Genomic DNA, 25677 nt, shown 5'->3' with positions numbered 1-25677 from the left:
ACGATGGCCGGAGATCTGAAACTCGACGTCATGCTCCGCGCCATCGACAAGGCGACCAGCCCGCTCAAGAAAATCGCCCAGGGCAGCGGCCGCACGGCCGAGGCGCTGAAGGCCAGTCGCGAACAGCTCAAGACACTGGAACGCGCGCAGAAAGACATGCGCGGGTTTCGCCAGCTCAAGGAGCAATCGCGGGAAAGCAGCCGCGCGCTGCAACAGCAGCAAGATGAGATTCGCGACCTCTCACGGCGCATGAACGAAGCCGGCGCGGACACCGCCGCGCTCGGCCGCAAACGACAGCAGGCGATACGCCAGGCGCGCAAACTCTCCCAGCGCTACGAGGATGAGCAGAAGCGGCTCCGCGACCTGCGCTCGAGCATGACGCGCGCCGACGGCGTGACCGGCAGCTACGCCGATAAGCAAGCCGAGCTACAGCGCCGGATTCGCCGCACCAACGAGCAGATCCAGCAGCAGCAAACCGAGCTGCGGGAGGTAGCGCGCCGACAGAACGCCGCCGCCGATGCCGTGCAGAAGTATCACCGCACCATCGGCCGTTCCAACAACATGCGCGGCGCCGGCATGACCGGCATCGGTGTCGGCGGAGGCGGCGTCTTCGCGCTGACCAACCAGGCGTTTTCAGCCGAGATGGCCGGGGCGCGTCTCGCCGCGCAGTTCGGAGAAGACAGCAGCCAGGGCGTGAAGTACCAGGACGTCATCGCCGACGTCTATGGCGCCGGCCGCGGCGCGGACATGCAGCAAGTCACCGAAGGCATCGCCGCCGTGGGCGCGGCGTTCGGTTCGCTCGACGATGTGACCGAGGCCCACCTATCCCGCATCACCCAGCGTGCGCTGACCCTCTCCGACGTGTTCGGTACCGATGTCGCCGAGTCCGTCCAGGCGGCACAGATCATGGTGAAAAACGGGCTGGCCAAGGATGCCGACGCCGCGCTCGATTTGCTCGGCGCCGGCTTCAAGAACGTCTCGGTTCAGATGCGCGACGAGCTGCCCGAGATCCTCCACGAATACAGCACCAACTTCCGCGCCCTCGGCTTCGACGGCAAGCGCGCCATGGGGCTGCTCGTCTCCGCGGCCGACCAGGGCAAGTTCGCCCTCGACAAGACGGGCGACGCGCTCAAGGAATTCACGATTCGCGGCTCGGACATGAGCAAGACGAGCGTGTCCGCCTACGAGTCGGTCGGGCTGAACGCGCAGGCGATGTCCGATGCCATCGCCAGCGGCGGCCCCGCCGCCCGGCAGGCGCTCCAGGAAACTGCCCGTGCCATTCTCGATATCGAAGACCCGGCCAAGCGGGCCAATACCGCCATCGCTCTGTTCGGCACGCCCATCGAAGATCTCTCCGTTGACCAGATCCCCAAGTTCCTCAAGGGGCTGACAGGCGCCGAGGATCGTCTCGGCGATGTGGCCGGCACGACGGATAAAATGGCCGAGACGCTCGGCGACAACGCCATGTCGGCATTGAAGCGGGTGCAGCGCACGCTATCCGGCGAGCTGATGCGCGTTCTTCGCGATGTGCGCGACGAGATCATCATGGTGAGTGACGCGGTCGTGGGCTGGATCAAGGAAAACCCCGAGCTCGTCTCGCTGCTGGTCAAGGTCACCGCCGCTATCGCCGCCCTGGTCGCGATCTGCGGCGGGCTGACGCTCGTCATCGCCTCCCTGCTCGGGCCGTTTGCCGCGACCCGCTGGGCGCTGGAGATGGTCGGCCTCCGCGCCAAGGGCGCGGACTCGCTGCTGGGCAAACTCGCCAAGGGCGGCCTCAAGGCGCTGGGCGGCTCGCTCAAGTGGCTGGGACGTATCGTCGCCGTCGTCGGTCGCGCCTTTCTGCTCAACCCGATCGGCCTCGCCGTGACGGCCATCGCCGGCGCCGCCTACCTCATCTACCGAAACTGGGACGGCATCGCCGCGTTCTTCAAGGATCGCTGGCGCGATGTGAAAGCCGCGTTCGATGACGGCGTCGGTGGTGTCGTGAAACTCCTGGCCAATTGGTCACCGCTGGGGCTGGTATATCGCGGCGTCGTTGCTGTGCTCGACAAGCTCGGCATCGAAGTACCCGCAGGCATGGCAACGCTAGGCGATGCAGTCGTCAACGGCTTCGGCGCGCTATGGCAGGGCATCACCGGCTTCTGGGACTGGTTCAAGAAGGCCCCGGGCAAGGCCATCGACTACGTCGTCGACCTGGTCGGCGACTGGGATCTGATGGGCCAGCTCGAGCAGAAGTGGAACGACGCGATCGGCTACCTCAAATCGCTGCCGTCACGCATGTGGAACGCCGGCAAAGAGGTGGCCAACGGCCTCGGCGAAGGCATCAAGAATGGCGCGGCATCGGTCGCCGACGGCGCTGGCGACATGGCCAACGGCGCCATCCAGAAAGCGCGCGACCTGCTGCGCATCAACTCGCCGTCTCGAGTGTTCCGGGAGATCGGCGGTTATACCGTCGATGGATTCAATCAGGGGCTCGACCAAAAGCGCGATGAGCCGGCCCGGCGCGTCGCCGCAATCGCCAAGCGCGTGACCCAGGCCGGCGCCGGTATCGCCTTCGGCGCTGCTGCCCTACCCGTAGCGGCCATGCCAGCCATCGACGCCGGGCGCGGCATCCCGCTGGATACCCGGCCACCGATGGCCGCGTCGGGCGGCGGCACGGTCCAGATAACCATCGGCGACATCAACGTCCACGCCGCCCCCGGCATGGACGAACGAGCGCTCGCCCGTTACGTCGCGGCCGAGGTACAGCGTGCCCTGGCAGCCGCTGAGCGCGACGCTGCTGCGCGCGCTCGCCGCAATCTCTACGACAACGACTGAGGTAACCCGCGATGATGATGGTCTACGGAATGTTCGTATTCTCCCTATCGACCGCCGCGTACCAGGACTTCAGGCGCCAGACCCAGTGGCGCAACTCCAGCCTCTCGCGGATCGGCAAGCGCCCGGCGGTTCAGTTCCTCGGCCCGGGCAGTGACACGATCACGCTGACCGGCGAGCTTTACCCCGAGTTCACCGGTGGCCAGTCGAATCTCGACCAGCTACGCGCCATGGGTGACCAGGGCGCGGCGTGGCCGTTGATCGAGGGCACCGGGCGCATTTACGGGCTCTACACCGTCGACTCGATGGACGAAGGCAGCGACCGGCACTTTCGCGACGGTGCCGCCTCACACATCGAGTTCTCGTTATCGCTTTCGCGCATCGATGACGAACGCCGGGAGCTTCTCGGCACCATCAGCGCAACCGCATTGCGAGCCGCCACGCAGGCGCTGTCATGAGCCGCGTGGGTCGCCCGGCTCGCACGCCGGACTATCGCTTGGCCATCGGCGGCCAGCAGATCACCCCTCGCCTTCGCGGCCGCCTGCAGCGTCTCACCTTGACGGATCGCCGGGGCCTCGAAGCGGATCAACTGGATCTCACGTTGACCGACGACGATGGCCAGCTCGCGCTCCCCCGCCGCGGCGTCGAGATCCACGTCGCCATCGGCTGGGCCGGTGAGCCGCTGACCGACCGGGGAACGTTCATCGTCGACGAAGTAGAGCACGCCGGCGCGCCTGACATACTCACGATCCGGGCGAGTAGTGCCGACCTGCGCGGCCAGTTTCCGGTCAAGCGGACGCAGAGCTGGCACCGGACCAACATCGGCGACATCGTCACCACCATCGCCAAACGCCATGGCCTCACACCATGCATCGGAAACCAACTGTCGGTCATCGGTATCAAGCACATCGACCAAACCGAAGAGTCCGATATCAACTTTCTCACGCGGCTGGCCGAGCGATATGACGCTATCGCCACCGTGAAGGCGGGGAACCTGCTGTTCATTTCCGCCGGGCAGTCCACCACGGCCAGCGGTCTCGAGATCCCGCCGATCATCATTCGCCGCGAAGATGGCGATCAGCATCGCTACAGCGTGACCGACCGCGACAGCTACTCAGGCGTCATTGCCGCCTGGCACGACACCGAAGGCGCCGAGCGCCGCGACGTCATCGCCGGTACCGACGACAACCCCAAGCGCCTGCGGCCCGTCTACGCCAGCGAGGCGGACGCTCTCGCCGCCGCCCAGGGAGAATGGCAGCGGATTCAACGCGGCATCGCCGAATTCAGCCTCACGCTCGCCGAAGGCCGGCCGGACATCTACCCCGAGACGCCGGCGCGGTGCGTGGGATGGAAGCGCGAGATCGAGGAAACCGAGTGGCTACTCATCGAAGTGCGCCACCAGCTCGGAGATGGTGGGTATTCGAGCGATCTGCAGTTCGAGACTGCATTGAGCGAAGGGTAATATCGATCCCAGCTAAAGAAGTCTCATCTTTTGCCGATGAAGATGCGTAGCGCCGATGGATCCTGGGCTGTGGGGATGAAAGTTCGAACGAATTTTCAGATGGAGACCTATACGCATAGATATCAATCGGTTACCAGAGGGATAGACGCTGCGCGGGCTAGCGTTACAAAATCGTATTAGACAAGGCTATAGAAATGCGCATAATTCCCTGCACAAGGGCGTAACGAGCAAAAAGCCCACGGAATCTAGCTAGGTACTACATATGGTATCTAGTTTTTTTGGCACTACTATATATTGATTATAAATGAGGATGCTTCCATGTACACAAGGTTAGGTAGCCAGTTCTCGCAGTCACCATACGCTACTCAAGTGACTCAGCTGACTTCAGGACGTGATCACAGGGAGTCAGACAGTCTACGAGTGCGATCTGCAGATGCCAATACAATTGAGTATGGCGCTTCGGCATCTCAATTCGTCAACAAAACTTCTCGTTTTTATACTCGCGATTAATATCTAGTAATAAAATATTTAATTCGGCTGGGCCTGCTAATAGCGGGCCCGCATTGTTTCTAAGGAACGAAATGCCAAGCTGGAACCAAATACTCGCAGAAATGGTGCAGGCCAAAGATAACGGTAGTAAAAGCGCACTTGACGATGTCCGAAAGAAATACATCACCCGCCTGCATGAGCACACTGGAAGGAATGTAATCTGCTATTATTCCGCCTTTATGAAAAATGGCTCTCTCCCCCATCTAGGCATAAATGACAATGACAAAAACTCTCTCATGGCAACAGTTCATGAGATGGATTTTTCAAAAGGGCTAGATCTGATAATGCATACGCCGGGTGGATCAGTTACGGCAGCAGAGTCGATCATTCACTATTTAAATGAGGTGTTTGATGGAGATGTTAGAGCAATAATACCTCAAGCTGCTTTTTCAGCTGGAACAATGATAGCCTGCGGCTGTAAATCCATAGTGATGGGAAAACAAAGCAGCCTAGGCCCATTCGACCCACATTTGGGGAACTACTCTTGCCATAACATCATTGATGAGCTGGAGGAGATATCCGGTCGAATTAAAGATGCGCCACATGAAGCGATGCTGTGGCGTCCAATACTCGAAAAATTAGATCCTACGCTCTATCTTCAGTGCAAGCACTCTATAGACTTAGCGACTTCAATTGTTGAGCACTGGTTGCAGAAGGTCATGCTCAAAGAAGTTGAAAACAAAGAAGAAATTGCCAGAAGCATTACATCGAAGCTTAACAAAACCTCTCACACGAAAGATCACTCTCGGCATATTCATATTCATGATGCTGAAGAAATGGGGCTAATCATTGAGAGGCTAGAAGAGGATCAAGACCTTCAAGACCTCGTGCTGTCAGTTCATCACAGTTATATGATATTGATCGGTGAAAGCCACGTTACGAAGATAGTAGAAAATCAAATTGGAGCAACACAAATCATGGTTGCAAACTGAGGGATAGATACACATCTACGAAAACATACGGCTAGTCTAGACCAATCCAGTAGAGTGGGAAAAGTACTTCTGGATTGCCGCGCGAGGGATAATCGACGGCGAAGACCTCGCCGTCAAGTTGATCACCGCTGGGCTAGGCTATCCCTACGAAGGCGGTCATCGGAAAGGGTGGTGCACTCACCAGCGCTAGAGTGCAGCAACTCCAAGACCTATGGTTGCTACTAAAGTTAATGCCGCCAATATAATCCCAGCAATAGCGAAATTTCTATTGCGCCTCTCAACTTTCGCGCTCTCAGCGTTCGCCGCCTGCTGGTCCTGATAAGTTTGGCTCAGAACCTTAATTAACTCATCCTGTCGCTGATGTGAAGCGTCCTGCTTTTCCAGCAAAGACTTGAGATATTCGTCAGTTCTTGAGGGTTCTATGCGCGGGATTTGAAGGGGGGCGTGTAACTGTGTATCAAACGCGTCAAACTTGGGAAACTCATTTGAATAATTATTTTCCCCAAAATGCTCGTCCTTCAACAAACTAGCAAAAGGGTTACCTTTTAAATAATCGGGGACATCGGGAACGCTCGCCGTGATTGAGTCAAGATCTAATTGGTCGGTAGCTCTTTGCATTCCCCCTATCTGCGATCTCAGTGCGTCAAGCCGGGCTTCTTCCTCGATTATACGAGCCGCTGAAGCGGTCTGTACTCCTTCTGCTAAATACCTTTTCGCCTCTTCGGCTACTGTAGATTGCAGCCCTTCTAAGGAATATTTAGAAAGAATGTCGTCAGCTTGATCAAAGGCATTGCGCACGCTGAATGCAGAGTCAATACCTAAGCGATCGATATCCATTTTTGTGAGTGCATCAGTCGCCCAACTGGGCCCTGAGGTGCCATTGATAGAGTTGGCAATATTTTCGATATCATTAATCTTGGCAGCCTGACACAGGTCGCCAATATCATTAACAAGAGCGAATTTGGCGGCGTGATTTTCGCTTATCACTTCATGATACTGAGCGAAGAGGTTTCGCAACCCCCCTATACTAATAGAACCAACTGGCTGCTCAATTTCTTCAGAAGACTGTTGCAGGTCGGCGAGCCAAGGATTAGCTGAGAGATAAATAGTAACAATCTTATCGAGGCAATCACTTATGAGCCTCTCAATCAATGTCTCGCTTACTTCTCCACCATCCGGTTTTTCAGCCTCAAGCTCATACTGCCCTCTCCGGCAGACTTGCGACAGAAAAGCCTCGGTAAATTGGCGATCGGTAGTTTTCTCAGGATCCGCTACGATTTCCGCTAACGCGCTATAGTCACTTACACCTTCGCTAAAGATAGAGACAGAAACATTACCAGTCTCGACGCTGCCGACGCAGCCATGTTTACTCAGCCTCAACCTCAACGCCATATCACCCCCTGTTTTCTGAGCCTAGGCTCGAGCTACCTGCCCCGTATCTTCGAGATACGTTAGGATAGCCGCGAAGCCTTCAGCGTATCGGGCAAGAGCTTTTTCATGATACTCCAACCACTCTCCTCCATTCCGTCGTGGGATAGCTTCACGCAATTGATTCGCGAAATCATCCCTATCCGGTCGCTCGCCATGCACTTGCAGAAGTTTGTGACAGCAGCGGTTAAACCTCACAACGTCGGCGTTCCAAGGAGTGTGCCAGGTACCGACTCGATACCAGGGTTCAAACGCCTCCGCCAATGTAATAGCCATGGTCGCCACCTCTAATTGGGTTTCATTAGCAGGATTGCGCGCGCGCCGCACCACCACGCCCACGCAGTCGAGCATTGACGCCGGTACCACCTGGCCACCGCCCACCGGCACCAAGCGCAGATAGCCGCCGATCCGGTGCGAGTGATAAGCGCGCATTTCGTCGTACTCATCGCAGGCCAGAATCAAATCGCCGTATTTGGCGATCCGGTTTTCGTCGGCGACCAGCACGTCACCTTCGATCAGCTCCCCATCAACCCCAGCACCTGGGGCAACTTCAACCAAAAAGCTCGTCGCCGGCAAATCACTGACCGGCATTTCTTGAATCGCCGGATGATCGCTCGCAGCAGCGACCGGCCCTAGATAACTAACCTTCATTCTTACTCGTTAACCTCACCAGTGGTGAGCATCCACATGAAACCGTCTTTATCAATGACACGGCAGCTAGACCGCTGGCTCGCCTTTTCGTGCTTGGTACGACTGTAGCGAGGCCCTGCGCAAAGAAAATCGAGGTTCTTGGTCACCGTCTTGCGAACGCAGAATCCGTGGTACTTGGCGGTTTTCTCAAGCGTCGCCTTGGTTTTCGCATCGAATCCCGTGAAAAGGATCTCCCATTCACGACCCGAGTTAGTTGCGTTCGATGGCTCGGCAGCAGGTATGCCGACAGCAGAGGCAGGTCTAGTGCCATGATAAAGAAGCGCCTCGCTCCCTTCGAAAAACTCGACGACTCGATCACGGCGAAAGGTCCGCATTGCATCGTTCTCGAGGCAAAATCCCTTGATGTAGGTGCCATCAAAGCGCCAGTTGGTGACGTTGCGGTGAGTCTCATTGCCGCTGGCGTCGGCGTAGAGAAACGAAAGACGGCCATCGGCGCCGAGCGCGAGTTCGCGACTCAGCTCGTCGTCGTCTTCGGTATCAAATGGCGGGACCGAACTGGTCGAGGCAGTGATTTTTCCTACCTTCGGCTGCTGCTCCCGGTCGCGATCCCGCGCTCGCTGCGCCTTTCGTTTCCAGGCTTTTGACGATACTGCCTCGCGAGCGGCGTCGTGGTTGCTGGATACCGTCTGATCCAGTGATGACGGAGTTGATACACCGTCAGCTCGGCGTGCTTTCCTTGCCTCTTTTTCCGTCCGGGATCGTTGCTGTATGTGCCAGAACAGCGACCCAGCCTGCCCACCGTTTTTGATGGCTTGGCGACGATCTTTTATGCCGTCTGCCACAATCGATATCGCCCCCAAGACCAAAACGCCAAAGACGCCCAACGCCACCCAGTCCACCCAACTCATTCCGTTCCCCAAAACCAGCTATTTATTGCCTAACTAATCTCACCCAGCCGCGTCTTCACGCGCCCAAGCACCGCGACCTCCTGCATTCGGTCACGGGCGATCATCTCTTTCTCGTAGTGCGTGTTATCACTGATCAGGTACATCGCGCCGCCGGCGAGGCGCTGCACGCGCTTGATGCGTAGCTCCCCACTCACCCACACCAGGAACACCCCAGCCTGGGCGAAGTTGGTATCGTCCAGATTCACGAACGTCCAATCGCCGTCGAACAGCGTGGGCTCCATCGAGTCACCGCGCACGCGCACGCCAGCAAGGCGGGCACCGACGAGTCCCAACTGGGCCAGCGTTTCGGAGTCGATCGTGAAGGTACCGACAACGCTCTCGTTCTCTAGCGACCGACCGGCACCGGCGGCGCCTTCAACGTCATACAGAGGGACACGGCATCCGCCGAGATCACCCGAAGAATCCGAAAAGATACCCTTCTGCCCCCCGTCTGAATGCTCGCTACTGGCTGCATGTTTGCCGGTCAGCGTGTAGAGGACATCAACACCGATCTTGTCGAGCGCGACCAGGTAATCGGCTTTCGGATGCCGCTGGTCCGTCTCGTAGAGAAGCTGGGTGTTCTTAGTGATTCCAGCCTTCCCAGCGAAAGCAGTTTGGGTCATGCCCAAGCGCTCGCGCTCTGACTTCAAACGCTGACCAACTGTCATTTATTTAGCTACCTTGGCTTGACATTAATCCGTTTGGATACCAGCATACGGATACCAACACGCTCAAACACATACCAAACACCAACTAACACGCAGGTTACCACAATGCCCCTGTCACTCGCCCAGGCTCGCGACAGGCTGGATCGACGCGGCATCAGCCTTGCCGAATTCAGCCGGGTCAATGATCTGAATCCCAACCTCGTCAGCGACTTGCTCGCCGGCCGCAAGAAAGGCCGCCGTGGTGAATCTCATCGCGCCGCCGTTCTGCTGGGCATCAAGGAAGGCTTCGTCGAGGCCCCTAACGCTGTGAACCCTCAGCCGTCGGCATCCGCCCGGCCTGCTCTCTAAGGATTGCGTCATGCACATGGACCCTAGCCGTGTTCGCTCCCGTTACGCCGCGATCAATCTCGATGAGTACGAGCGCGCTGTGTTCGATGCGCTCGTCAATTACACCGGCATGTCTCGGGCGACGTTACTGCGCCAACTGGCGCTTAAAGAAGCGCTCGAGACGCTCGGTATCAACGATCTTGCCGCGACAGGAACCAGTGTCGCGCACCACGCGGAGTGAAGGCAGATCCAAAAAAGGCACTCATTCAGCACCCACGGAGCACCCATGCCCATTCAAGACGACTTGCGGCTACCGCTGGACCCGGAATTGGAGACGCAACTCGAACGGGTGCGCGTAAAGGAAGGGCTGGACTCGCTCGACCAGGCCTATGAGTTCCTGATCCGCCGTCGCCTGCGTAAAGGCATCGCAGCACTGACCGGCCGAGGCCGCGCACTTTACCCAATCAAAGGAGAACGTCAGTGAGGATCTGTTGCCCCCACTGCGCCGAAGCGGCCATTACCCGAACCAGCCGCCGCCCTTCCCCGGTGTTCTACGAGGTTTACGCGCAGTGCACCAATCCGCGCTGCGGCTGGGGCGGCAAGATCCACGTCGAGTTCGCGCTGACGCTGGCACCGAGCCGCGAACCGAACACGGATATTCGAATCCCCATGGAGCCCGGCCAGCGCCGCGCCTACATGGAGCAACTGGCTGAAATGAACGACTGACCGTCAACACAACGCCCTGAAGGGGCTCTTTTCAGGAACGGCACCATGACCATTGCAACGCTCTCCGCCGGCCCCCAGGCCCGGCGGCTCCCCCAACTCGACCCGAAAAACGCCGCGACGGGCTATCTCTTGCGCTACTGCCGTGGGCTCGAGCGCCGCACAGCGCTCGAGAACTGCACGCTCTTTCTGATGAGCGAGCACGCCATGCCGGAAGCGAAAGCCGAGCTGTCCGCGATTCATGCCAGCGCTGAACTCGAGTCGCTGAATCAAGTGGCATGGATCGATCTCGAATCCAGCACCCGCGATGTCGTGGTGCTGCGCACCGCCGGCGGCGTGCCGGTGCCGTTCACGATCTCGGATCTTCTCGCCTTTCGTGAGCAGGCCCGAGACCGGGGCGCACTGCGTGCCGTTTGCCAGCGCCCCCAGCAGTAACCCACACCCCACACGTAGAACGCGAGGTCACACCATGGCAGCCGCGACTCAAACCGTACCCGCCGAGACAAAGCGTCATCTCTCGGTCGTCAAGCCGGACGGCCGTGCCGGCTTCGGCGCCCTGCGCGCCGAGCTGCACGCCCGCTGCGCCGACGAGGATCTGGCCACGCTCTGGTCGGAGCTCACCCTGCCGGAACGCAAGGCCGTACTGGCCAGCGCTCGCATGGAGCCACGCGACGCAACCCGCAGCATCGAGATGATGGCAAAGCATGATCGCGACTCGATCCGCGCCGCGATCGGCCGCATGAGCCGCTACGCCTCCCAGCTACAGGGGCGACTCGATAGCACGCATCAGCCGCACCCCAGCCAGTCACTGGCCGCCAATGCGCGCCGGGCACTGGAGGCCGGCGACACGCGCAGCGCCATGCACTGGCTGGACCTGATCGAGCGAGGTGCGAAGTGAGCGCGCTCGAGCAATCTCTCCAGTTCGGCACAGCGGAGTGTCGCCAATGGCGTCAGGCGTTCTTCGATCGCCTGCCGTCGCTGGCCGAAGATCTCGCCGCTGGCTTCGTCCACGTCGCCAACCGCCACGGCAATGCCGCCGGCAACCGTTGGCTGGCGCGTCACGCGGCCGGGCTGATCGAGCCGGGACACGTTTACCGCCGCTTCGCCTTCGTCGCCTGCGATCTGCGCCGGGCGTTTGCCGAGATCCGCCGCCAGTGCAATACCACCATCGAGGGCCTGAAGGCCGGGTGTGTCTGGCTGGCCGATGTCGAGAAACGCCTGACCGTGGGTTCGTTGAACGCGACCCACGATGACGACGCTCTGGTCGACTATGCCAAGGCCCAGGCGCTGGGTGTCGAGGACGCTCGCAACAAGCTGATCGGCAACATCGCCAGCCACAACCGCCGGCTCCGCCTCGGCCTGTTGCCGCCGCCCCGCCGCTTGCCGCAACCGAGCGGCGAGACGATCTCCGCCCAGGCACGCCACATGGCGACGCTGATCGCGCGGGCGCGTAACCCGCTGACACCGCCGGCGCCGAGCGTGCCGCTGATGGCCGTGTTTCAGTGGGAGCGCGCGCCGGTGATGAGCATCGCTGTCGCCGACGAGATGGCACTGACGCAGGCACGGGAACGCGCCCGCCTTCACGGCATCACGCCGCCGAGCCCGAAATCCAAACGTGCCGAGCAGATCGCCCGGCTGGGCTGCGATAAGTGGTGGCGCCGCAAGCTGCGCCGGGTCACCGGCCGGCGGATCGAGCAGGTCATGCGCGAGGCCCGCCGCGTCCACAAGCGCGCGGGGATCTACTGCAGCGACCTGACCGTCGAGCGCCGCCGATCCCAGAAGGTACGCAACCGCGCCCTGTTGGAAACCATCGAGGCGATCAACCAGAACGATCAGGTCTACACGCTGGCCGAATTGGCGGAGTTGGGGCTGGCGAATCCGGATCACCGCCGCGCGGAGCTGATGCTGAGAATTCGCGATACCGAGGTCGAGGCCAAACGTCTGGGCCACGTCGGCCTGTTCTTCACGCTGACGGCGCCGTCGCGCTTCCACCCGGTGCTGGCCAGCAGCTCCCAGCGCAATCCGAAGTACGACGGCAGCACCCCGCGCGAGGCGCAGCAGTATCTGCAAAAGCTGTGGGCGCAGGCGCGCTCCTCACTCGCACGGGATGGCCTGGGCATCTACGGCATTCGCGTAGTGGAGCCACACCACGATGGCACCCCGCACTGGCATCTATTGGTGTGGGCACAGCCCGATCACGTCGACGCCGTGACGGAAACACTGCGCAGCTACGCCGAGGCGGAATCGCCGGAAGAGCTGTTCGATCGCTTCGGCAACCGGACGACGGCCCGCTTCAAGGTCGAAACCATCGACACGAAGCGCGGTACCGCTGCCGGCTATATCGCCAAGTACATCAGCAAGAACATCAACGGCCAGCAGTTCGCCCGCGACGGCGTCGAGGGCGATCACCTAGACAACTACGGCCACGAGCTCAATGACAGCGCGCCACGCATCGAAGCGTGGGCGGCGACGTGGGGCATTCGCCAGTTCCAGTTCCTCGGCTTGCCCAGCGTCACGGTCTGGCGTGAAGTCCGCCGCCTCACCGAGCAGCAGGAAGACGAGCTCAAGCGCTGGGAGGAAGCAACCCGGCCCCGCGCCAGCATCTCCAACGTGCTGCGCCAGATTCGCGCCGTCGCCCTCGGCGGCCATTGGGACCAGTTCGTCCGCCTGATGGGCGGGCCGAACACCCCGCGCAAGGATCAGCCGATCAAGCCCTGGTCGATCCCCGCCTTCCGCACCGGGACCGGCGATGACGAGTTCAGCCACGCCACCGGTGAGGTGAACCGGAGCATCGTCGAGCGCGGCCGCTACGGCGACGAGATCAAGGTACCCAAGGGCCTGGTGGTGAAGGATCACAAGGGCCGCACGGCGGAGTTCCTCACCCGCTTGTATCGCTGGGAGGTCCGGCCCAAGCGCAGCGCCGCGGGTGCGGGATTTTCGGGAGGCGGCGAAGCCGCCGACCCTTGGACTTGTGTCAATAACTGTACGCCGGCCCACGTCCGGCGGCTCATCACCCCGACCGAACCGGACCCCGAAACCCTCGCCGCGCAGCTCCAGCGGTACCAGGAATGGCGAGCGAGCGAGGAAGTCCGGGCCGAAATGGAATCGGTCGACGAAGAAAACCGCTTCATCCGCGAACAGACACGCCAGCTACTCGAAAACGACGCCGCCGGCCGCGCCTTGATGGCCGAGCGCGGCATCCACGTGCCCGCCTCGCCCTGGGCGGGCCAGGCGGAATTCTTCCCGGACGGGATCTGACAACAAGGAGACCCTATGCAGACCCACCATCACGACAGCCGCGCCGTGCCGCGCGGCACCCTGCAGGACGCCGGCGAAGTGGCCGTGCTCTCGCAGAACGCCGGCGAGACCCGGCACCGCTACGCCATGGTGATCGCGTTCGACAGCGAGGAAGCGCTACGCCAGGCCGTCACCAACCACCGCTGCGCCTACCGCGACAGCCAGACCGTGGAGGAGCTGAACCATGGCTGATGCGGCCGATTACGTCGAAGAGGAAGAGAAGGTGTGCGTCAGCTGCCAGGACAGCTACCCAGCCGACAGTGAGTTTTTCTATCGAGACCGCCGACAGCCGGATGGTCTGAGAAGCACTTGCAAAGGCTGCTACAGCGAGTTGCCGAGCGTACAGAAGCGAATGAAGGAGCGCCCACATGGCTGATGCCGCAGACAACGCCGGTGCCGTGATCGAGCACCACCTCTCCAACGCCCTCGCCCGACACCAATTGCCGGTGACCGTCGCCGGCGCGATGGATATCGACTGCGAGGAATGCGGCACCGAGATCCCGAAAGCCCGGCGCCAGGCCGCGCCGTGGGCAACCACCTGCATCGACTGCCAGTCGATCCGAGAAGCGAGGGGCCGTCATGTTCGATAGAGCGTGCGTGATGGTCCTGCTCGCGATGTGGCTCGCTGGGACGGTCATTGCATCGGGATTCTGGGCGACCTTTTTCGCCATCACCTTCTTTCCGTTCGCGTGGTATCTGGCGACGGAACGATTTCTCCAAATTTGGGGAGTGATATGAACAAGACACACGACGAGTTGTGCCAGGAAAACCAGATGCTGCGCGACGGCATCAGGCAAATGGTGACCATTACGAATCGATATGAGCGGGTCGAGCAGTTCTCAAGCGACCACGATCTATGGGAGCTCGAGTCCTCAATTTCGCGACGCCTGGACGAAATGCGAGTAATCAACGAGATGGCGCAGGACCGCGCCGCGATGGTCGGCTTGATCGCCGAAGCGCTCGGCGTATCGGAAGAGCCACACCAAGGCCGCGACATGCGCATCCTGGAAGCGGCGCAGCAGCGCACCGAGTACCTCCAAACGACTATCCAGCGCATGCGCCGTGAGTGGGCCGCGCAGGCTGATCCGGACTACCTGCGCGAGCGCGCGGCAGAGGCTTGGAAAGACGCGGCAGACGAGGTCATGAAATTGGCGTTCCCAGTGGCCGCCAAGACCTTCCGACTGACTGCGGCACGTCATTTGAAGTTCAAGGCGGAGAAACTGCGACAGGGGGCTGACGAGATCGCGGCGGCCGACGGAAACTGCCCCGATGGGCTCTCCTGCGACTACAGCAAGAAAAACGGGAACTGCGGCGACCCGCTTTGCCAGCCGGCTGGGAGTGAGGCGTGAGCAACCACCACGCCCGCGCCGCGGGCATCCTCTGCCGAGATTCGGCCTTTCGGCTCTACCTGGACCAACGCGCCCGCGCCAAGTTCGGCGCGGACGTGCCGGACGGTACCCATACCGAGCAGGACGCCGGCGACTGGATCCGGAAAGCGTGCAAAGTGAATAGCCGGGCCGATATCGATACCAATCCCCAGGCAGCGGCGACGTTCCGCCTGATTCAGAACCGATTCAACAGATGGCGAGCGAGAAACAAGGAGGCGTCATGAAAACCGCACAACCCGATCCGGATAAGGCGATTGCCGACGCAATGGCGCGCGTCAAAGCTGGTGTCGATCCGTCTATGATCGAGCTGCCCGACATCGTGGTGTTTCCGCGACTGATTCCAGCCATGCCAGCGACGGCGAGAAAAGCGCGCGGCACCGGTACGCTGCTGGGCCGCCCCGGGCCGCGCTTCGTGAAGCGAGGCCACCAGGTCCGCTATCGCTTGTCGGACGTTTACGAGTGGCTGGAGTCAAGCGAGAGCTATGCCAGCACAGCAGAAGCGGCGATGCACCGCGCTGCCGCTGTCTCATGACGGCGTCGGGACATCCTTGTTACGCCCGATCTGAGCGAAGAGCTGCACCGCTTGACGCTTGTGATCGGGCTGGAGGTGAGCGTAGTACTTGATGGTGGTCTGGATATCGGAATGTGCCATCAGCTTGCTCACCGTCAGCAAGTCGATACCAGCCATCACCAACTGGCTCGCGAAATTGTGGCGCAACGTGTAGAGCGCCAAGTCTTCATGCAGCCGGCCCAGCTTTCGAACGTTCCTCCAGGGGCCGCGCATACCACTCTTGCCCAACCGCTTTCCCGACGTCGGCGACGGGAACACATATCCGCTCCGCGGCTTCCCCTGCTGTTCCCACCAGGCCTTCAACACTGCCAGCACTTCATCCGATAACGGGAACGTCTGCGGTTCCGGGGTTTGGTGCGCCGTCTTTTCGATGATCTTGCGAATCGTCGCGAACTCGAAATTGATGTGTGGCCACCGCAATCCCATCAGATCCCCAGGTCGAAAGCCGGTGTAATACATGGTGAGCAACCAGGGCGAAACGTGGTCGACGTAGGCGACGCTGTCGAGATCCGGCAGGTAGCCTTTACCGTGGGCTCGGCTGTTGCGGCGCCGACGTCGCTTCTCTTCCTGATACGCTTCTAGGCCTTCGAAGAACTGGCCGACCTCGTCGGGCTCTAAATAGCGCCGCGCCTCATCCTCCTCGAGATCTTCCTCCGTGAGCGCTGGCTTTTGGAGGCGAATGCCGCTGATCGGATTGGTAGGGATCACCCCACGTTGAGCGGCATGATTCAGCAGCGTCTGCAACGCGCCATAGGATCGAGACAGCGTCGAGAAGGCGAGACCACGAACGGGTGGATCAGCATCCAGGTCGCTGGTTTCCATTTTCGATTGCCAGCGCTCGACATCGCTGCGTTCGAGTCCATCCATCGGACGGTTGAGCCAGTCGGGGAAATCGCGTTCGATCCGTCGGAGCGTAGCATCACCATCCTTCCGGCGGCGCTGATGCTCTGCGTAATCACCTCGAAGGTAGACGCCTAGTGTCTGCTGCTGTTGGTAAACCGCCTGGGCTTTGGCCTCTTCCAGTACTGCCCGGGGATCGCCACCACGCGCCACGATGCCAAGCGCCTCGCGGGCAGAGTCGCGAGCCTGGGCCGCGGTCAGTTCCCCATACCTACCGAGCGTTAGAACCCGCCGCTTGTTGCCCGAGTTGTAGTACGACACTCGCAACGCCAGCCCGCGCTGGCCAGCGCGCACGTGATAACCTCCCAGCTCGCTATCCCATACTTCGTCGCTATTCGGCAGCTCGCGCGCCAGGCGATCGAGCGCTCGCGTGGTCAGCTTTTCCGTGGTTTTCCCCATGCCTGTCTCTAGGTTCCGTATAGGTTCCAGAGGGAGGATAAAACCGGATAAGTTGGGCAACAACCGGAAAAGCCGGACGACGCGTAAGCTATTGATTTAAAGTCGCTAGAGTTATCCACTTGAGATTGTGTTTATCTCAAGTTATCTTATCCACAGGCCTTCGGGAGGCAGAGGTCGTAGGTTCGAATCCTGCTATTCCGACCAAGAATTTCGAAACGCCCGTTCAGGCCCTGCCTGGCGGGCGTTTTGCATTTCAAGGATCATGCATTTCAAGGATCATGCATTTCAAGGATCATGCATTTCAAAGATCATGACGTGGCCGGGTTTTACGTGGCGGCGGCGGCTCGTACCGGTCACCTCCCTGCCCTCCGGCCACACCTATGATTAATGGCAGCCAGCCGCGGAATCTCTAGAGTAAAACTAGAGTAGAACGCAGCGGTACTCGTTCGGCCGTCTCCACTCGCCTTGGCAAGCGCTTACCGGAGCCCCCCCTCGAAAAGCCTCCCGAGAGCTGCCCTTCAGGAGAACTACCATGCCCCTATGGCTTCGCCTCGCCGCCAGTGCGGCATTCTGCTGCGCCTTCGCCGTGGCAGCTCATGCACAAGCGCAGGATGAAGAGACGCCACCGCCGCCGTGGTCGGCGAAGGCCGTGGAAGCGTCCCGGGCGCAATGCCGGGCCAACATCACCGCCAGCGGCATCGAAGGCCCCAAGGTCGAACGCTATTGCGAGTGCGTGACGGAAGCGCTGCAGGCACGCTTCAGCGAGGCCGAGGTGCGCAAGATGCAGCGAGAGTACGATCCGAGTGACGAGAACGACAGCCGGCCGCCCGAGCTCGACAAGACGCTCGATCAGTGTTCGGCAGTCCTGGAGTCGCAGTAGGTCCGGCCTGCAACGGCCTCTGCATCCATACACGCCAGGCATGCGTAGATATCGGACGGGCGCTGCTTTCTACCAGACACGGATTACCAGACACGGAGAAGCGCCCCTCTCGGCGGCGACGAGGCGGACTCGGACAGGGTAATGTAGGCTTTACGCACGCTTACCGAAATGCCGCGTTCATGCGTGAGCGCTCATGCAAGAGCTCGCAGCGCCGCCTCGCCGCCGGGACAGGGATGTCCGGGCCGATACCGCCCGTATCGACGCGCACCGCAACATGGCGACAGCAGGGAAGTGACCATGACCGCTCACACCGCAGAAAAGACCCTGGCCCCGGACGCGGAGCTGACGCTACTCAAGGAGACGCTGCAGCGGCGTCTCGAACAGCTCCTGCCCGCCGGCAGTCAACGCGATCTCGTCAGCGCCGCGATGCGCGAGGGCACGCTGACACCGGGAAAACGCATCCGGCCGCTGCTGCTGATTCTCACCGCCCGCGACCTGGGTTGCGACGCGCATCACCCGGGCCTGCTCGACCTGGCCTGCGCGGTGGAGATGATTCATGCCGCCTCGTTGATGCTCGACGACATCCCCTGCATGGACAATGCCATGCTGCGACGCGGCCGGCCGACGATCCATCGCCAGTTCGGCGAGCATGTCGCCATTCTCGCCGCCGTGGCGCTGCTCAGTAACGCCTTCGGCGTCGTGGCCTCGGTCGAGGGGCTTTCGAGCGAATCGCGCAACCAGGCGGTTTCCGAGCTTTCCGCGGCCGTGGGTCTGCAGGGATTGGTTCAAGGCCAGTTCCTCGACCTGCACGAAGGCAACCTGCCCCGCGGGGAAGACGACATCGTCGCCACCAACGAACTCAAGACCAGCATGCTGTTCGGCGCCACGCTCCAGCTGGCCGCCATCGTCGCGGACGCCGCTCCCATGGTGCGGCAACGGCTGCGCTGTTTCGCGCAGGATCTGGGTCAGGCATTCCAGTTGCTCGACGATCTGGCCGACGGCCACGACAACACTGGCAAGGACGCCGGCAAGGATCTCGACAAATCGACGCTCGTGGCGACTCTCGGCGCCGAGGCGGTGCGACAGCGCCTGCGCGATCACCTGCACAGCGCCGAAGACCACTTCACCCACGCCTGTGGGCAGCAGGGTTCGACGCGCCGTTTCATGCACGCCTGGTTCGAACGGCAGCTGGCGGATTTCCCCTAGTTCCCGTCCCGCTCTCGAACCTCCGCCAGTGCTGTAGAAGATCGGCAATGCCTTACGGCGTATCCCTCAGGGCCATGGAGAATTCATGAAGGACGCGGAACTGCTGCAACGCAAGAACGATCATCTGGATATCGTCCTCGATCCGGAGCGGGCCAGATCCCGCACCCGGGCCGGATTCGAGCGCTTTCGCTTCGAACACTGCGCCCTGCCCGAGCTCGACCTCGATCACATCGACCTCGGCACCACGCTCTTCGGCAAACCGCTGAAAGCCCCGCTGCTGATCAGCTCCATGACCGGCGGCGCCGAACGCGCGCTGACCATCAATCGCCATCTGGCTCAGGCGGCGCAGACCCTGGGCCTGGCGATGGGTGTGGGCTCCCAGCGCATCGCCATCGAGAGCGACGCCAACGTGGGGCTCGATCATTCCCTGCGCGAGATCGCCCCGGACGTTCCGCTGCTGGCCAATCTCGGCGCCGCCCAGCTCAAGGGAAGGCGCGGGCGCGACTATGCTCGCCGTGCAGTAGAGATGATCGACGCCGACGCCTTGATCGTTCACCTCAACCCGCTTCAGGAGGCGGTCCAGAACGGCGGCGACCGGGACTGGCGCGGTGTGCTCGACACCATCGAGCAGATCGCCGGCGTGCTGGACGTCCCGCTGATCGCCAAGGAGGTCGGCGCCGGGCTGTCCGCCGGCGTGGCTCGACGACTGGTGGATGCCGGCGTGGCGATGCTCGACGTGGCGGGCGCCGGCGGCACTTCCTGGGCGGCAGTCGAGGGCGAACGCGCCACGGAACCGCACCAGCGCGCCGTGGCGATGGCGTTCGCGGACTGGGGCATTCCCACCGCCGAGGCCGTTCGCGACATTCGCCGGGCCCTGCCGACGACGCCGCTGATTGCCTCCGGCGGCATCGCCGACGGCATCGATGCGGCCAAGGCGTTGGCGCTGGGCGCCGATCTCGTCGGCCAGGCGGCCGCGACGCTCGCCGGCGCCACCGACTCCAGCGAGGCCGTCATTCGTCACTTCCGCGTCGTCATCGATCAGCTGCGCATCGCCTGCTTCTGCACCGGCAGCGCCGATCTCGCCGCGCTCAAGCGCGCGCCGCTTCTCGAGCGGGAGGGGCGGGATTGAGTCACTATGCCGTCATCGCGCCCGCCCTCTACAGCCATTTCCAGGCGCTGCAGGCGCTGGCGGGCGTGTTGATCGATCGCGGCCATCGCGTCACCTTCATCCACCAGCAGGAAGCCCGCACGCTCGTCTGTGATGCTCGCATCGGCTTCGAGCCGGTCGGGTTGCGCACGCATCCCGCCGGCAGCCTGGCGCGCAGTCATCATTTGGCCGCGAACCCCACCGGGGTGAATTCTTCCGGGCTTTCGATCCGCCGCCTCATCGCCGACATGGCCGCGACGACCGACATGCTCTGCCGGGAGCTGCCGGACGCGCTCGAACGCCTCGGCGTGGACGGCATCATCGCCGATCAGATGGAAGCGGCCGGCGGCCTCGTCGCCGAGGCGATGGCGCTGCCGTTCGTGTCGGTGGCCTGCGCGCTGCCGATCAATCGCGAGCCGGGGCTGCCGCTGCCGGTGATGCCGTTTCGCTATGCCACCGACGAGCGGGCCTGGGGAATGTACGCGACCAGCGAGGCGATCTACGACCGATTGATGCGACCTCACGCTCGCGTGATCGCGCATCACGCGAGCTCCTTCGGCCTGCCACATCGCACCGGGCTGCACGAATGCCTGTCGCCACTGGCGCAGATCAGCCAGACACCGGCGACGCTGGACTTCCCCCGCCACCGGCTGCCGGCGAACTTCCATGCCGTCGGCCCGCTGCGCCGGACGAAAGACGATACGGAAAAGAGACGAGACGCCTGGTCGATCGACCCCGAACGCCCGTTCGTCTTCGCCTCGCTGGGCACACTACAGGGTCACCGCTACGGTCGCTTCAAGGCGATCGCCCGTGCCTGTCGCCGTCTCGATGTTCAGCTGGCGATCGCGCACTGCGGCGGTTTGCCTCCTGCCCGGGCGGAGGCGCTGAAAGCCCACGGTGCCACCTTCGTCACCGATTTCGCCAATCAACGCGCGACGCTGCGCCAGGCGCAGGCGGTGATCACCCATGGCGGTCTGAACACCGTCGTCGATGCGATCGCCACCTCGACGCCGATGCTCGTCATGCCGATCGCCTTCGACCAGCCCGGCGTCGCCGCCAGGCTGGTCTGGCACGGGCTGGGTCAACGGGTTTCCCGCCGGAGCGGCAGCATCCGCCTGGCGCGAGCGCTCGAGACGCTGCTGACGGATGACGCCTGCCGCCGGCGTCTCGACGACGCGGCCATTCCGCTGCGGCAGGCCGACGGCGCCGAACGAGCGGCCGATATCGTCGAGCTGGCGCTCGGGCCGGTACCGATGAAGGTGGCGTCATGAGCCGGCCATGGGATCTCATCCTGGTGGGGGCCGGGCTGGCCAACGGCCTGATCGCATGGCGGCTGAAGCAGCGCCAGCCGGACCTCGCGATGCTGATGCTGGAAGCAGGGCCACACGCCGGCGGCAATCACACCTGGTCGTTTCATGGCTCCGACCTCACGCCAGATCAGCGCGACTGGCTCGCACCGCTGGTGGCGCACCGCTGGTCCGGCTACGACGTGCGCTTCCCCGAGCTTACGCGAACGCTTCCCGGCGACTATCTCAGCATCACGTCGGAACGCTTCGCCGCGGCCCTGGCGGACACCCTCGGCGACGATCTGCGCACCAACGCCCCGGTCGACGACGTCTCGCCGTGCAGCGTCACGCTCGCCGACGGTGAACGACTCGAGGCCCGCGCCGTGATCGACGGCCGCGGCTATCGTCCTTCCCCGCATTTGACCATCGGTTTCCAGGCCTTCGTCGGCCAGCAGTGGCGGCTCGCCACGCCGCATGGCCTCGTCAGGCCGACCCTGATGGATGCCACCGTCGACCAGCAGGGCGGCTATCGCTTCGTCTACACGCTGCCGCTATCACCGACCGAATTGCTGATCGAGGACACCCATTACGTCGACAGCGCCGGCCTCGACACCGATCGCGCCCGTGCCAATCTCGTGCGTTACGCCGAGGCTCGGGGCTGGCAACGGCAGGCGCTGGTGCGGGAGGAGCACGGCAGCCTGCCGATCACGCTGGCCGGCGACTTCGAGGCTTTCCGGGCGCCGCTGGCGAACCAGCCGGCCAGCGGCCTGCGAGCCGGGCTGTTCCATGCCACCACCGGTTATTCGCTGCCGACGGCCGCGGCGCTGGCGGATCGCATCGCCGAGCGCATGCCGCTCGGGGCACCAGCGCTGTCCGCGCTGATTCATCGCTTCGCCGCAACGCATTGGCGTCAGCAGCGCTTCTTTCGCATGCTCAATCGCATGCTGTTCCTCGCCGGCCGGTCCGACGAGCGCTTTCGCGTCATGCAGCGTTTCTACGGGCTCGACGCCGGGTTGATCGCGCGCTTCTACGCCGGCCAGTTGAAGCGTGCCGACAAGCTGCGAATTCTCGTTGGCAAACCGCCCGTCCCGGTCGTCGAAGCGGCCCGGGCGGTGCTGAAACGGACGCCGCGCCTGGATGATTTTCGATGATTCGGCCAAGGGCTTTTCAATGAAGAAAACGATCGTGATCGGCGCCGGCTTCGGCGGTCTGGCGCTTGCCATTCGCCTGCAGGCGGCGGGTATTCCCACGCTGTTGCTGGAGAGCCGCGACAAGCCCGGCGGGCGGGCCTACGTCTACGAGGACGAAGGCTTCACCTTCGACGCCGGCCCCACGGTGATCACCGACCCCAGCGCCATCGAGTCGCTGTTCACGCTTGCCGGCAAGTCGCTTTCCGACTACGTGGAGCTGTTGCCTGTCACGCCCTTCTACCGGCTCTGCTGGGAAACGGGGGAGGTGTTCGACTACGACAACGACCAGGCGAACCTGGAAGCGCAGATTCGCCGGCTCAACCCGAGCGACGTGGAAGGCTACCGGCGCTTTCTCGACTATTCCCGCGACGTGTTCCGGGAGGGCTACCTCAAGCTCGGCGCCAAGCCGTTCCTGTCGTTTCGCGACATGCTCAAGGCCGCGCCGCAGCTCACCCGATTGCAGGCGTGGCGCAGCGTCTACAGCATGGTGTCGAGCTTCGTCGAGGACGAGCATCTGCGCCAGGCGTTCTCGTTCCACTCGCTGCTGGTGGGCGGCAATCCGTTCTCGACCTCGTCGATCTATACCCTGATCCATGCTCTCGAGCGCGAATGGGGCGTGTGGTTTCCCCGCGGCGGCACCGGTGCGCTGGTCAACGCGATGGTCAGGCTGTTCGAGGACATCGGCGGCGAGCTCGCGCTCGACGCCAGGGTCGAACGGCTGGAGACCCAAGGCGATCGCATCAGCGCAGTCACGCTCGCGGACGGCCGCCGGCTCGGGGCGCGTGCGGTGGCCTCCAATGCCGATGTCGTCCACACCTACGAGACGTTGCTCGGCCATCACCCACGCGGCATGAAGGCTACCGCGAGCCTCAAGCGCAAGCGGATGAGCAATTCGCTGTTCGTGCTCTATTTCGGCCTCGACCACAACCACACCCAACTGGCGCACCACACGGTCTGCTTCGGGCCGCGCTATCGCGAGCTGATCGACGAGATCTTCAACAAGGACGCGCTGGCCGACGATTTCTCGCTCTATCTGCATGCGCCCTGCGTCACCGACCCGTCGCTCGCCCCACCGGGCTGCGGCGCCTACTACGTGCTGGCGCCGGTCCCGCACCTGGGCACCGCCGACCTCGACTGGGAAATCGAGGGCCCTCGCCTGCGCGAGCGGATCTTCGATTATCTGGAAGCGAACTACATGCCGGGCCTGCGCAGTCAACTGGTGACCCACCGTCACATCACCCCGTTCGATTTCCGCGATACGCTGAATGCCTATCAGGGCTCGGCGTTTTCGATCGAGCCGATCCTGACCCAGAGCGCCTGGTTTCGGCCCCACAATCGCGACAGCCAGATCGACAATCTCTACCTGGTCGGCGCGGGCACGCATCCTGGCGCGGGGATTCCCGGCGTCATCGGCTCCGCCCAGGCGACCGCCGGGCTGATGATCGAAGATCTGGGCAAGCGAGAGACGCCAATATGAGCGAGGCGCTGCTCGACCACGCGACCCGCACCATGGCGGTGGGCTCGAAGAGCTTCGCTACCGCCTCGAAACTCTTCGAGCCGCGCACCCGGCGATCCGCGCTGATGCTTTACGCCTGGTGCCGTCATTGCGATGACGTGATCGATGGTCAGACGCTGGGCTTCGAGACGAACCTCGGAGCGAACACCGATACGCCCGAGCAGCGCCTGGCGCAACTCAAAGCCGCCACGCGGCAAGCCTACGCCGGCGCGTCCATGTCAGACCCGGCCTTTGCCGCGTTTCAGGAAGTCGCGCTGACCCACGAAATCCCCCAGTCGCAGGCGTTCGATCATCTGGAAGGCTACGCCATGGACGTGCGCGGTGAGACCTATCCGCATCTGTCGGACACGCTGCGCTACTGCTATCACGTCGCGGGCGTGGTGGGGCTGATGATGGCGCGTGTCATGGGCGTGCGAGACGAAGCCGTGCTGGACCGCGCCTGCGACCTGGGCCTCGCCTTCCAGCTCACCAACATCGCCAGGGATATCGTCGACGACGCCCGGATCGGCCGCTGCTATCTGCCGCTGGCCTGGCTCGACGAAGTCGGCATACCACTCGATGAGATCACGGCGCCGCGCCATCGCGACCGGCTCGCCGTGCTCGCCGGCCGGCTGGTGGCCGTGGCGGAGCCCTACTACGACTCGGCGCGGGACGGGCTGCCCGCTCTACCGCTGCGTTCGGCCTGGGCGATCGCCACGGCGCGGGGCGTCTATCGGCGGATCGGCGTCAAGGTCGCCGGTGCTGGCAAAAACGCCTGGGATCGACGTCAGGGCACCGGCAAGGCGGAGAAGATCGGGCTGTTGCTGGCCGGGGCGGGGCAGGCGATCAGCGCTCGCGGACGGCGGCCCGATCCTCGGCCTGCGCATCTCTGGCAGCGCCCTCGCTAGCGGAAGACGGCCGACGGCGACGCAGCTCCGTCTTCAGCTTGTCCGTCGGCGGCGCATAGAGAAAGCCGAAGGAGATTCCGTGCTCGCGCTCCTTGACGGCATGATGAAGGCGGTGGGCCTGGTAAAGGCGCTGGAGATAGCCGCGCCGCGGGATGTAGCGAAACGGCCAGCGCTTGTGCACCAGCCCGTCGTGAACGATGAAGTAGAGCATCCCGTAGGCGGTCATGCCGGCACCGATCCACTGCAGCGGCCAGACGCCTTGGGTCCCCAGTGCGATGAGCACGATGGCGATGGCGGCGAAGACCACGGCGTAGAGATCGTTCAGCTCGAACCGTTTTTGGTGCGGCTCGTGATGCGAGCGATGCCAGCCCCAGCCAAAGCCGTGCATGACGTAGCGATGGATCAGCGCCGCCGCGATCTCCATGCCCGCAACGGTCAATATCAGGATCAGGCTGTTCAGTAGCACAGGCACGCTCCGGGCGCGGGGATATGGCCAAGCTTAATGCATC

At 62.5% G+C, this 25677-nt stretch carries 30 protein-coding genes; 24 read left to right on the top strand and 6 right to left on the bottom strand.

All coding sequences use genetic code 11. From position 1 onward, the window contains the following. Nucleotides 1-3 precede the first annotated feature (3 nt). The 4 genes from R5R73_RS01280 (at nucleotide 4) to R5R73_RS01265 (ending at nucleotide 5757) form a co-directional block, all read left to right on the top strand. Nucleotides 4-2817, top strand: a complete 2814-nt coding sequence (locus R5R73_RS01280) for a hypothetical protein (RefSeq protein ID WP_322528544.1) — start codon at nucleotides 4-6, stop codon at nucleotides 2815-2817. Nucleotides 2818-2846: 29 nt separating this feature from the next. Further along, a complete protein-coding gene (locus R5R73_RS01275; RefSeq protein ID WP_322528543.1) occupies nucleotides 2847-3272 on the top strand; it encodes a phage tail protein in 426 nt (141 codons plus the stop codon). Further along, entirely contained in the window at nucleotides 3269-4276 is a 1008-nt protein-coding gene (locus tag R5R73_RS01270) for a phage late control D family protein (protein WP_322528542.1), read from the top strand. The genes R5R73_RS01275 and R5R73_RS01270 overlap by 4 nt, the downstream gene beginning before the upstream one ends. Before the next feature lie 581 nt (nucleotides 4277-4857). Continuing rightward, entirely contained in the window at nucleotides 4858-5757 is a 900-nt protein-coding gene (locus R5R73_RS01265) for an SDH family Clp fold serine proteinase (RefSeq protein ID WP_322528541.1), read from the top strand. A gap of 186 nt (nucleotides 5758-5943) precedes the next feature. Here the strand turns inward: R5R73_RS01265 and R5R73_RS01260 are convergent, their stop codons facing one another. The 4 genes from R5R73_RS01260 to R5R73_RS01245 are packed head-to-tail and all read right to left on the bottom strand — an operon-like array spanning nucleotide 5944 to nucleotide 9451. Further along, nucleotides 5944-7149, bottom strand: coding sequence for a hypothetical protein (locus R5R73_RS01260; RefSeq protein WP_322528540.1), 1206 nt, complete (start codon nucleotides 7147-7149; stop codon nucleotides 5944-5946). Nucleotides 7150-7170: 21 nt separating this feature from the next. Beyond that, nucleotides 7171-7836, bottom strand: a complete 666-nt coding sequence (locus R5R73_RS01255) for a hypothetical protein (RefSeq protein WP_322528539.1) — start codon at nucleotides 7834-7836, stop codon at nucleotides 7171-7173. A 2-nt stretch (nucleotides 7837-7838) separates the two neighbouring features. After that, on the bottom strand, nucleotides 7839-8744 hold the full coding sequence (locus R5R73_RS01250) for a hypothetical protein (protein WP_322528538.1): 906 nt from the start codon (nucleotides 8742-8744) through the stop codon (nucleotides 7839-7841). Between the two features lie 29 nt (nucleotides 8745-8773). Then, complete coding sequence (locus R5R73_RS01245) at nucleotides 8774-9451, bottom strand: XRE family transcriptional regulator (RefSeq protein WP_416221207.1); 678 nt, start codon at nucleotides 9449-9451, stop codon at nucleotides 8774-8776. Nucleotides 9452-9556: 105 nt separating this feature from the next. Here R5R73_RS01245 and R5R73_RS01240 point away from each other — a divergent pair, with 105 nt between their 5' ends. The 13 genes from R5R73_RS01240 to R5R73_RS01180 all read left to right on the top strand — a co-directional run bounded on the left by R5R73_RS01240 (nucleotide 9557) and on the right by R5R73_RS01180 (nucleotide 15718). Beyond that, a complete protein-coding gene (locus tag R5R73_RS01240) occupies nucleotides 9557-9799 on the top strand; it encodes a DNA-binding protein (protein WP_322528536.1) in 243 nt (80 codons plus the stop codon). Between the two features lie 10 nt (nucleotides 9800-9809). Further along, nucleotides 9810-10019, top strand: coding sequence for a hypothetical protein (locus R5R73_RS01235; RefSeq protein WP_322528535.1), 210 nt, complete (start codon nucleotides 9810-9812; stop codon nucleotides 10017-10019). Nucleotides 10020-10064: 45 nt separating this feature from the next. Continuing rightward, on the top strand, nucleotides 10065-10262 hold the full coding sequence (locus tag R5R73_RS01230) for a hypothetical protein (RefSeq protein ID WP_322528534.1): 198 nt from the start codon (nucleotides 10065-10067) through the stop codon (nucleotides 10260-10262). Further along, nucleotides 10259-10504, top strand: coding sequence for an ogr/Delta-like zinc finger family protein (locus tag R5R73_RS01225; RefSeq protein ID WP_322528533.1), 246 nt, complete (start codon nucleotides 10259-10261; stop codon nucleotides 10502-10504). The genes R5R73_RS01230 and R5R73_RS01225 overlap by 4 nt, the downstream gene beginning before the upstream one ends. A gap of 45 nt (nucleotides 10505-10549) precedes the next feature. Beyond that, a complete protein-coding gene (locus tag R5R73_RS01220) occupies nucleotides 10550-10936 on the top strand; it encodes a hypothetical protein (protein ID WP_322528532.1) in 387 nt (128 codons plus the stop codon). A gap of 34 nt (nucleotides 10937-10970) precedes the next feature. Continuing rightward, nucleotides 10971-11399, top strand: coding sequence for a hypothetical protein (locus R5R73_RS01215; RefSeq protein ID WP_322528531.1), 429 nt, complete (start codon nucleotides 10971-10973; stop codon nucleotides 11397-11399). Next, nucleotides 11396-13759: a replication endonuclease gene (locus tag R5R73_RS01210; protein ID WP_322528530.1), complete on the top strand. Its 2364-nt coding sequence runs from the start codon at nucleotides 11396-11398 to the stop codon at nucleotides 13757-13759. The genes R5R73_RS01215 and R5R73_RS01210 overlap by 4 nt, the downstream gene beginning before the upstream one ends. 15 nt (nucleotides 13760-13774) lie before the next feature. Continuing rightward, complete coding sequence (locus R5R73_RS01205; RefSeq protein ID WP_322528529.1) at nucleotides 13775-13990, top strand: hypothetical protein; 216 nt, start codon at nucleotides 13775-13777, stop codon at nucleotides 13988-13990. Then, nucleotides 13983-14174: a hypothetical protein gene (locus R5R73_RS01200; protein ID WP_322528528.1), complete on the top strand. Its 192-nt coding sequence runs from the start codon at nucleotides 13983-13985 to the stop codon at nucleotides 14172-14174. The genes R5R73_RS01205 and R5R73_RS01200 overlap by 8 nt, the downstream gene beginning before the upstream one ends. Then, nucleotides 14167-14388 carry a TraR/DksA C4-type zinc finger protein gene (locus R5R73_RS01195; protein ID WP_322528527.1) on the top strand — a complete coding sequence of 74 codons (222 nt, stop codon included), beginning with the start codon at nucleotides 14167-14169 and terminating at the stop codon, nucleotides 14386-14388. The genes R5R73_RS01200 and R5R73_RS01195 overlap by 8 nt, the downstream gene beginning before the upstream one ends. 144 nt (nucleotides 14389-14532) lie before the next feature. Then, nucleotides 14533-15147, top strand: coding sequence for a hypothetical protein (locus R5R73_RS01190; protein WP_322528526.1), 615 nt, complete (start codon nucleotides 14533-14535; stop codon nucleotides 15145-15147). Next, nucleotides 15144-15410 (top strand): hypothetical protein, encoded by a 267-nt coding sequence (locus R5R73_RS01185; protein WP_322528525.1) that lies wholly within the window; start codon nucleotides 15144-15146, stop codon nucleotides 15408-15410. Before R5R73_RS01190 ends, R5R73_RS01185 begins: the two co-directional genes overlap by 4 nt. Next, complete coding sequence (locus R5R73_RS01180) at nucleotides 15407-15718, top strand: hypothetical protein (RefSeq protein ID WP_322528524.1); 312 nt, start codon at nucleotides 15407-15409, stop codon at nucleotides 15716-15718. The genes R5R73_RS01185 and R5R73_RS01180 overlap by 4 nt, the downstream gene beginning before the upstream one ends. On the opposite strand, the gene R5R73_RS01175 is transcribed toward R5R73_RS01180, so the two are convergent. Continuing rightward, the gene (locus R5R73_RS01175; RefSeq protein WP_322528523.1) at nucleotides 15713-17116 is read right to left on the bottom strand and encodes a site-specific integrase; all 1404 of its coding nucleotides are present in this window, start codon (nucleotides 17114-17116) and stop codon (nucleotides 15713-15715) included. The two genes, R5R73_RS01180 and R5R73_RS01175, sit on opposite strands and share 6 nt — an antisense overlap. Nucleotides 17117-17588: 472 nt before the next feature. On the opposite strand from R5R73_RS01175, the gene R5R73_RS01170 reads away from it, so the two are divergent. The 7 genes from R5R73_RS01170 to crtB all read left to right on the top strand — a co-directional run bounded on the left by R5R73_RS01170 (nucleotide 17589) and on the right by crtB (nucleotide 25168). Continuing rightward, entirely contained in the window at nucleotides 17589-17936 is a 348-nt protein-coding gene (locus tag R5R73_RS01170) for a hypothetical protein (RefSeq protein ID WP_322528522.1), read from the top strand. A 297-nt stretch (nucleotides 17937-18233) separates the two neighbouring features. Next, on the top strand, nucleotides 18234-19142 hold the full coding sequence (locus R5R73_RS01165; protein ID WP_322528521.1) for a polyprenyl synthetase family protein: 909 nt from the start codon (nucleotides 18234-18236) through the stop codon (nucleotides 19140-19142). 85 nt (nucleotides 19143-19227) lie between these two features. Continuing rightward, nucleotides 19228-20271, top strand: a complete 1044-nt coding sequence (gene fni / locus R5R73_RS01160; RefSeq protein WP_322528520.1) for a type 2 isopentenyl-diphosphate Delta-isomerase — start codon at nucleotides 19228-19230, stop codon at nucleotides 20269-20271. Next, on the top strand, nucleotides 20268-21560 hold the full coding sequence (locus R5R73_RS01155; RefSeq protein ID WP_322528519.1) for a glycosyltransferase: 1293 nt from the start codon (nucleotides 20268-20270) through the stop codon (nucleotides 21558-21560). Before fni ends, R5R73_RS01155 begins: the two co-directional genes overlap by 4 nt. Continuing rightward, nucleotides 21557-22726, top strand: coding sequence for a lycopene beta-cyclase CrtY (gene crtY, locus R5R73_RS01150; RefSeq protein ID WP_322528518.1), 1170 nt, complete (start codon nucleotides 21557-21559; stop codon nucleotides 22724-22726). The genes R5R73_RS01155 and crtY overlap by 4 nt, the downstream gene beginning before the upstream one ends. 19 nt (nucleotides 22727-22745) lie before the next feature. Then, nucleotides 22746-24242 (top strand): phytoene desaturase, encoded by a 1497-nt coding sequence (locus R5R73_RS01145; protein WP_322528517.1) that lies wholly within the window; start codon nucleotides 22746-22748, stop codon nucleotides 24240-24242. Continuing rightward, on the top strand, nucleotides 24239-25168 hold the full coding sequence (gene crtB, locus R5R73_RS01140) for a 15-cis-phytoene synthase CrtB (RefSeq protein WP_322528516.1): 930 nt from the start codon (nucleotides 24239-24241) through the stop codon (nucleotides 25166-25168). The genes R5R73_RS01145 and crtB overlap by 4 nt, the downstream gene beginning before the upstream one ends. Here crtB and R5R73_RS01135 read toward each other — a convergent pair. After that, nucleotides 25107-25634: a sterol desaturase family protein gene (locus R5R73_RS01135; RefSeq protein ID WP_322528515.1), complete on the bottom strand. Its 528-nt coding sequence runs from the start codon at nucleotides 25632-25634 to the stop codon at nucleotides 25107-25109. The genes crtB and R5R73_RS01135 overlap by 62 nt on opposite strands. Between the last annotated feature and the right edge of the window lie 43 nt (nucleotides 25635-25677).

The sequence above is a fragment of the Salinicola sp. LHM genome, assembly GCF_034479735.1.
GTDB lineage: Bacteria > Pseudomonadota > Gammaproteobacteria > Pseudomonadales > Halomonadaceae > Salinicola > Salinicola salarius.
Note: the sequence above shows the minus strand (reverse complement) of the source record. Positions and strands in the feature narration are given on the sequence as shown.

What these genes read in the sequence shown, in the direction of transcription:
- R5R73_RS01190 (WP_322528526.1), top strand. Translation starts at nt 14,533, where the DNA reads ATGAACAAGACACACGACGAGTTGTGCCAGGAAAACCAGATGCTGCGC.
- R5R73_RS01215 (WP_322528531.1), top strand. Translation starts at nt 10,971, where the DNA reads ATGGCAGCCGCGACTCAAACCGTACCCGCCGAGACAAAGCGTCATCTC.
- R5R73_RS01255 (WP_322528539.1), bottom strand. Translation starts at nt 7,836, where the DNA reads ATGAAGGTTAGTTATCTAGGGCCGGTCGCTGCTGCGAGCGATCATCCG.
- R5R73_RS01265 (WP_322528541.1), top strand. Translation starts at nt 4,858, where the DNA reads ATGCCAAGCTGGAACCAAATACTCGCAGAAATGGTGCAGGCCAAAGAT.
- R5R73_RS01180 (WP_322528524.1), top strand. Translation starts at nt 15,407, where the DNA reads ATGAAAACCGCACAACCCGATCCGGATAAGGCGATTGCCGACGCAATG.
- crtY (WP_322528518.1), top strand. Translation starts at nt 21,557, where the DNA reads ATGAGCCGGCCATGGGATCTCATCCTGGTGGGGGCCGGGCTGGCCAAC.
- crtB (WP_322528516.1), top strand. Translation starts at nt 24,239, where the DNA reads ATGAGCGAGGCGCTGCTCGACCACGCGACCCGCACCATGGCGGTGGGC.
- R5R73_RS01260 (WP_322528540.1), bottom strand. Translation starts at nt 7,149, where the DNA reads ATGGCGTTGAGGTTGAGGCTGAGTAAACATGGCTGCGTCGGCAGCGTC.
- R5R73_RS01250 (WP_322528538.1), bottom strand. Translation starts at nt 8,744, where the DNA reads ATGAGTTGGGTGGACTGGGTGGCGTTGGGCGTCTTTGGCGTTTTGGTC.
- R5R73_RS01280 (WP_322528544.1), top strand. Translation starts at nt 4, where the DNA reads ATGGCCGGAGATCTGAAACTCGACGTCATGCTCCGCGCCATCGACAAG.
- R5R73_RS01195 (WP_322528527.1), top strand. Translation starts at nt 14,167, where the DNA reads ATGGCTGATGCCGCAGACAACGCCGGTGCCGTGATCGAGCACCACCTC.
- R5R73_RS01200 (WP_322528528.1), top strand. Translation starts at nt 13,983, where the DNA reads ATGGCTGATGCGGCCGATTACGTCGAAGAGGAAGAGAAGGTGTGCGTC.
- R5R73_RS01170 (WP_322528522.1), top strand. Translation starts at nt 17,589, where the DNA reads ATGCCCCTATGGCTTCGCCTCGCCGCCAGTGCGGCATTCTGCTGCGCC.
- R5R73_RS01165 (WP_322528521.1), top strand. Translation starts at nt 18,234, where the DNA reads ATGACCGCTCACACCGCAGAAAAGACCCTGGCCCCGGACGCGGAGCTG.
- R5R73_RS01235 (WP_322528535.1), top strand. Translation starts at nt 9,810, where the DNA reads ATGCACATGGACCCTAGCCGTGTTCGCTCCCGTTACGCCGCGATCAAT.
- R5R73_RS01205 (WP_322528529.1), top strand. Translation starts at nt 13,775, where the DNA reads ATGCAGACCCACCATCACGACAGCCGCGCCGTGCCGCGCGGCACCCTG.
- R5R73_RS01275 (WP_322528543.1), top strand. Translation starts at nt 2,847, where the DNA reads ATGTTCGTATTCTCCCTATCGACCGCCGCGTACCAGGACTTCAGGCGC.
- R5R73_RS01220 (WP_322528532.1), top strand. Translation starts at nt 10,550, where the DNA reads ATGACCATTGCAACGCTCTCCGCCGGCCCCCAGGCCCGGCGGCTCCCC.
- fni (WP_322528520.1), top strand. Translation starts at nt 19,228, where the DNA reads ATGAAGGACGCGGAACTGCTGCAACGCAAGAACGATCATCTGGATATC.
- R5R73_RS01230 (WP_322528534.1), top strand. Translation starts at nt 10,065, where the DNA reads ATGCCCATTCAAGACGACTTGCGGCTACCGCTGGACCCGGAATTGGAG.
- R5R73_RS01270 (WP_322528542.1), top strand. Translation starts at nt 3,269, where the DNA reads ATGAGCCGCGTGGGTCGCCCGGCTCGCACGCCGGACTATCGCTTGGCC.
- R5R73_RS01145 (WP_322528517.1), top strand. Translation starts at nt 22,746, where the DNA reads ATGAAGAAAACGATCGTGATCGGCGCCGGCTTCGGCGGTCTGGCGCTT.
- R5R73_RS01240 (WP_322528536.1), top strand. Translation starts at nt 9,557, where the DNA reads ATGCCCCTGTCACTCGCCCAGGCTCGCGACAGGCTGGATCGACGCGGC.
- R5R73_RS01245 (WP_416221207.1), bottom strand. Translation starts at nt 9,451, where the DNA reads ATGACAGTTGGTCAGCGTTTGAAGTCAGAGCGCGAGCGCTTGGGCATG.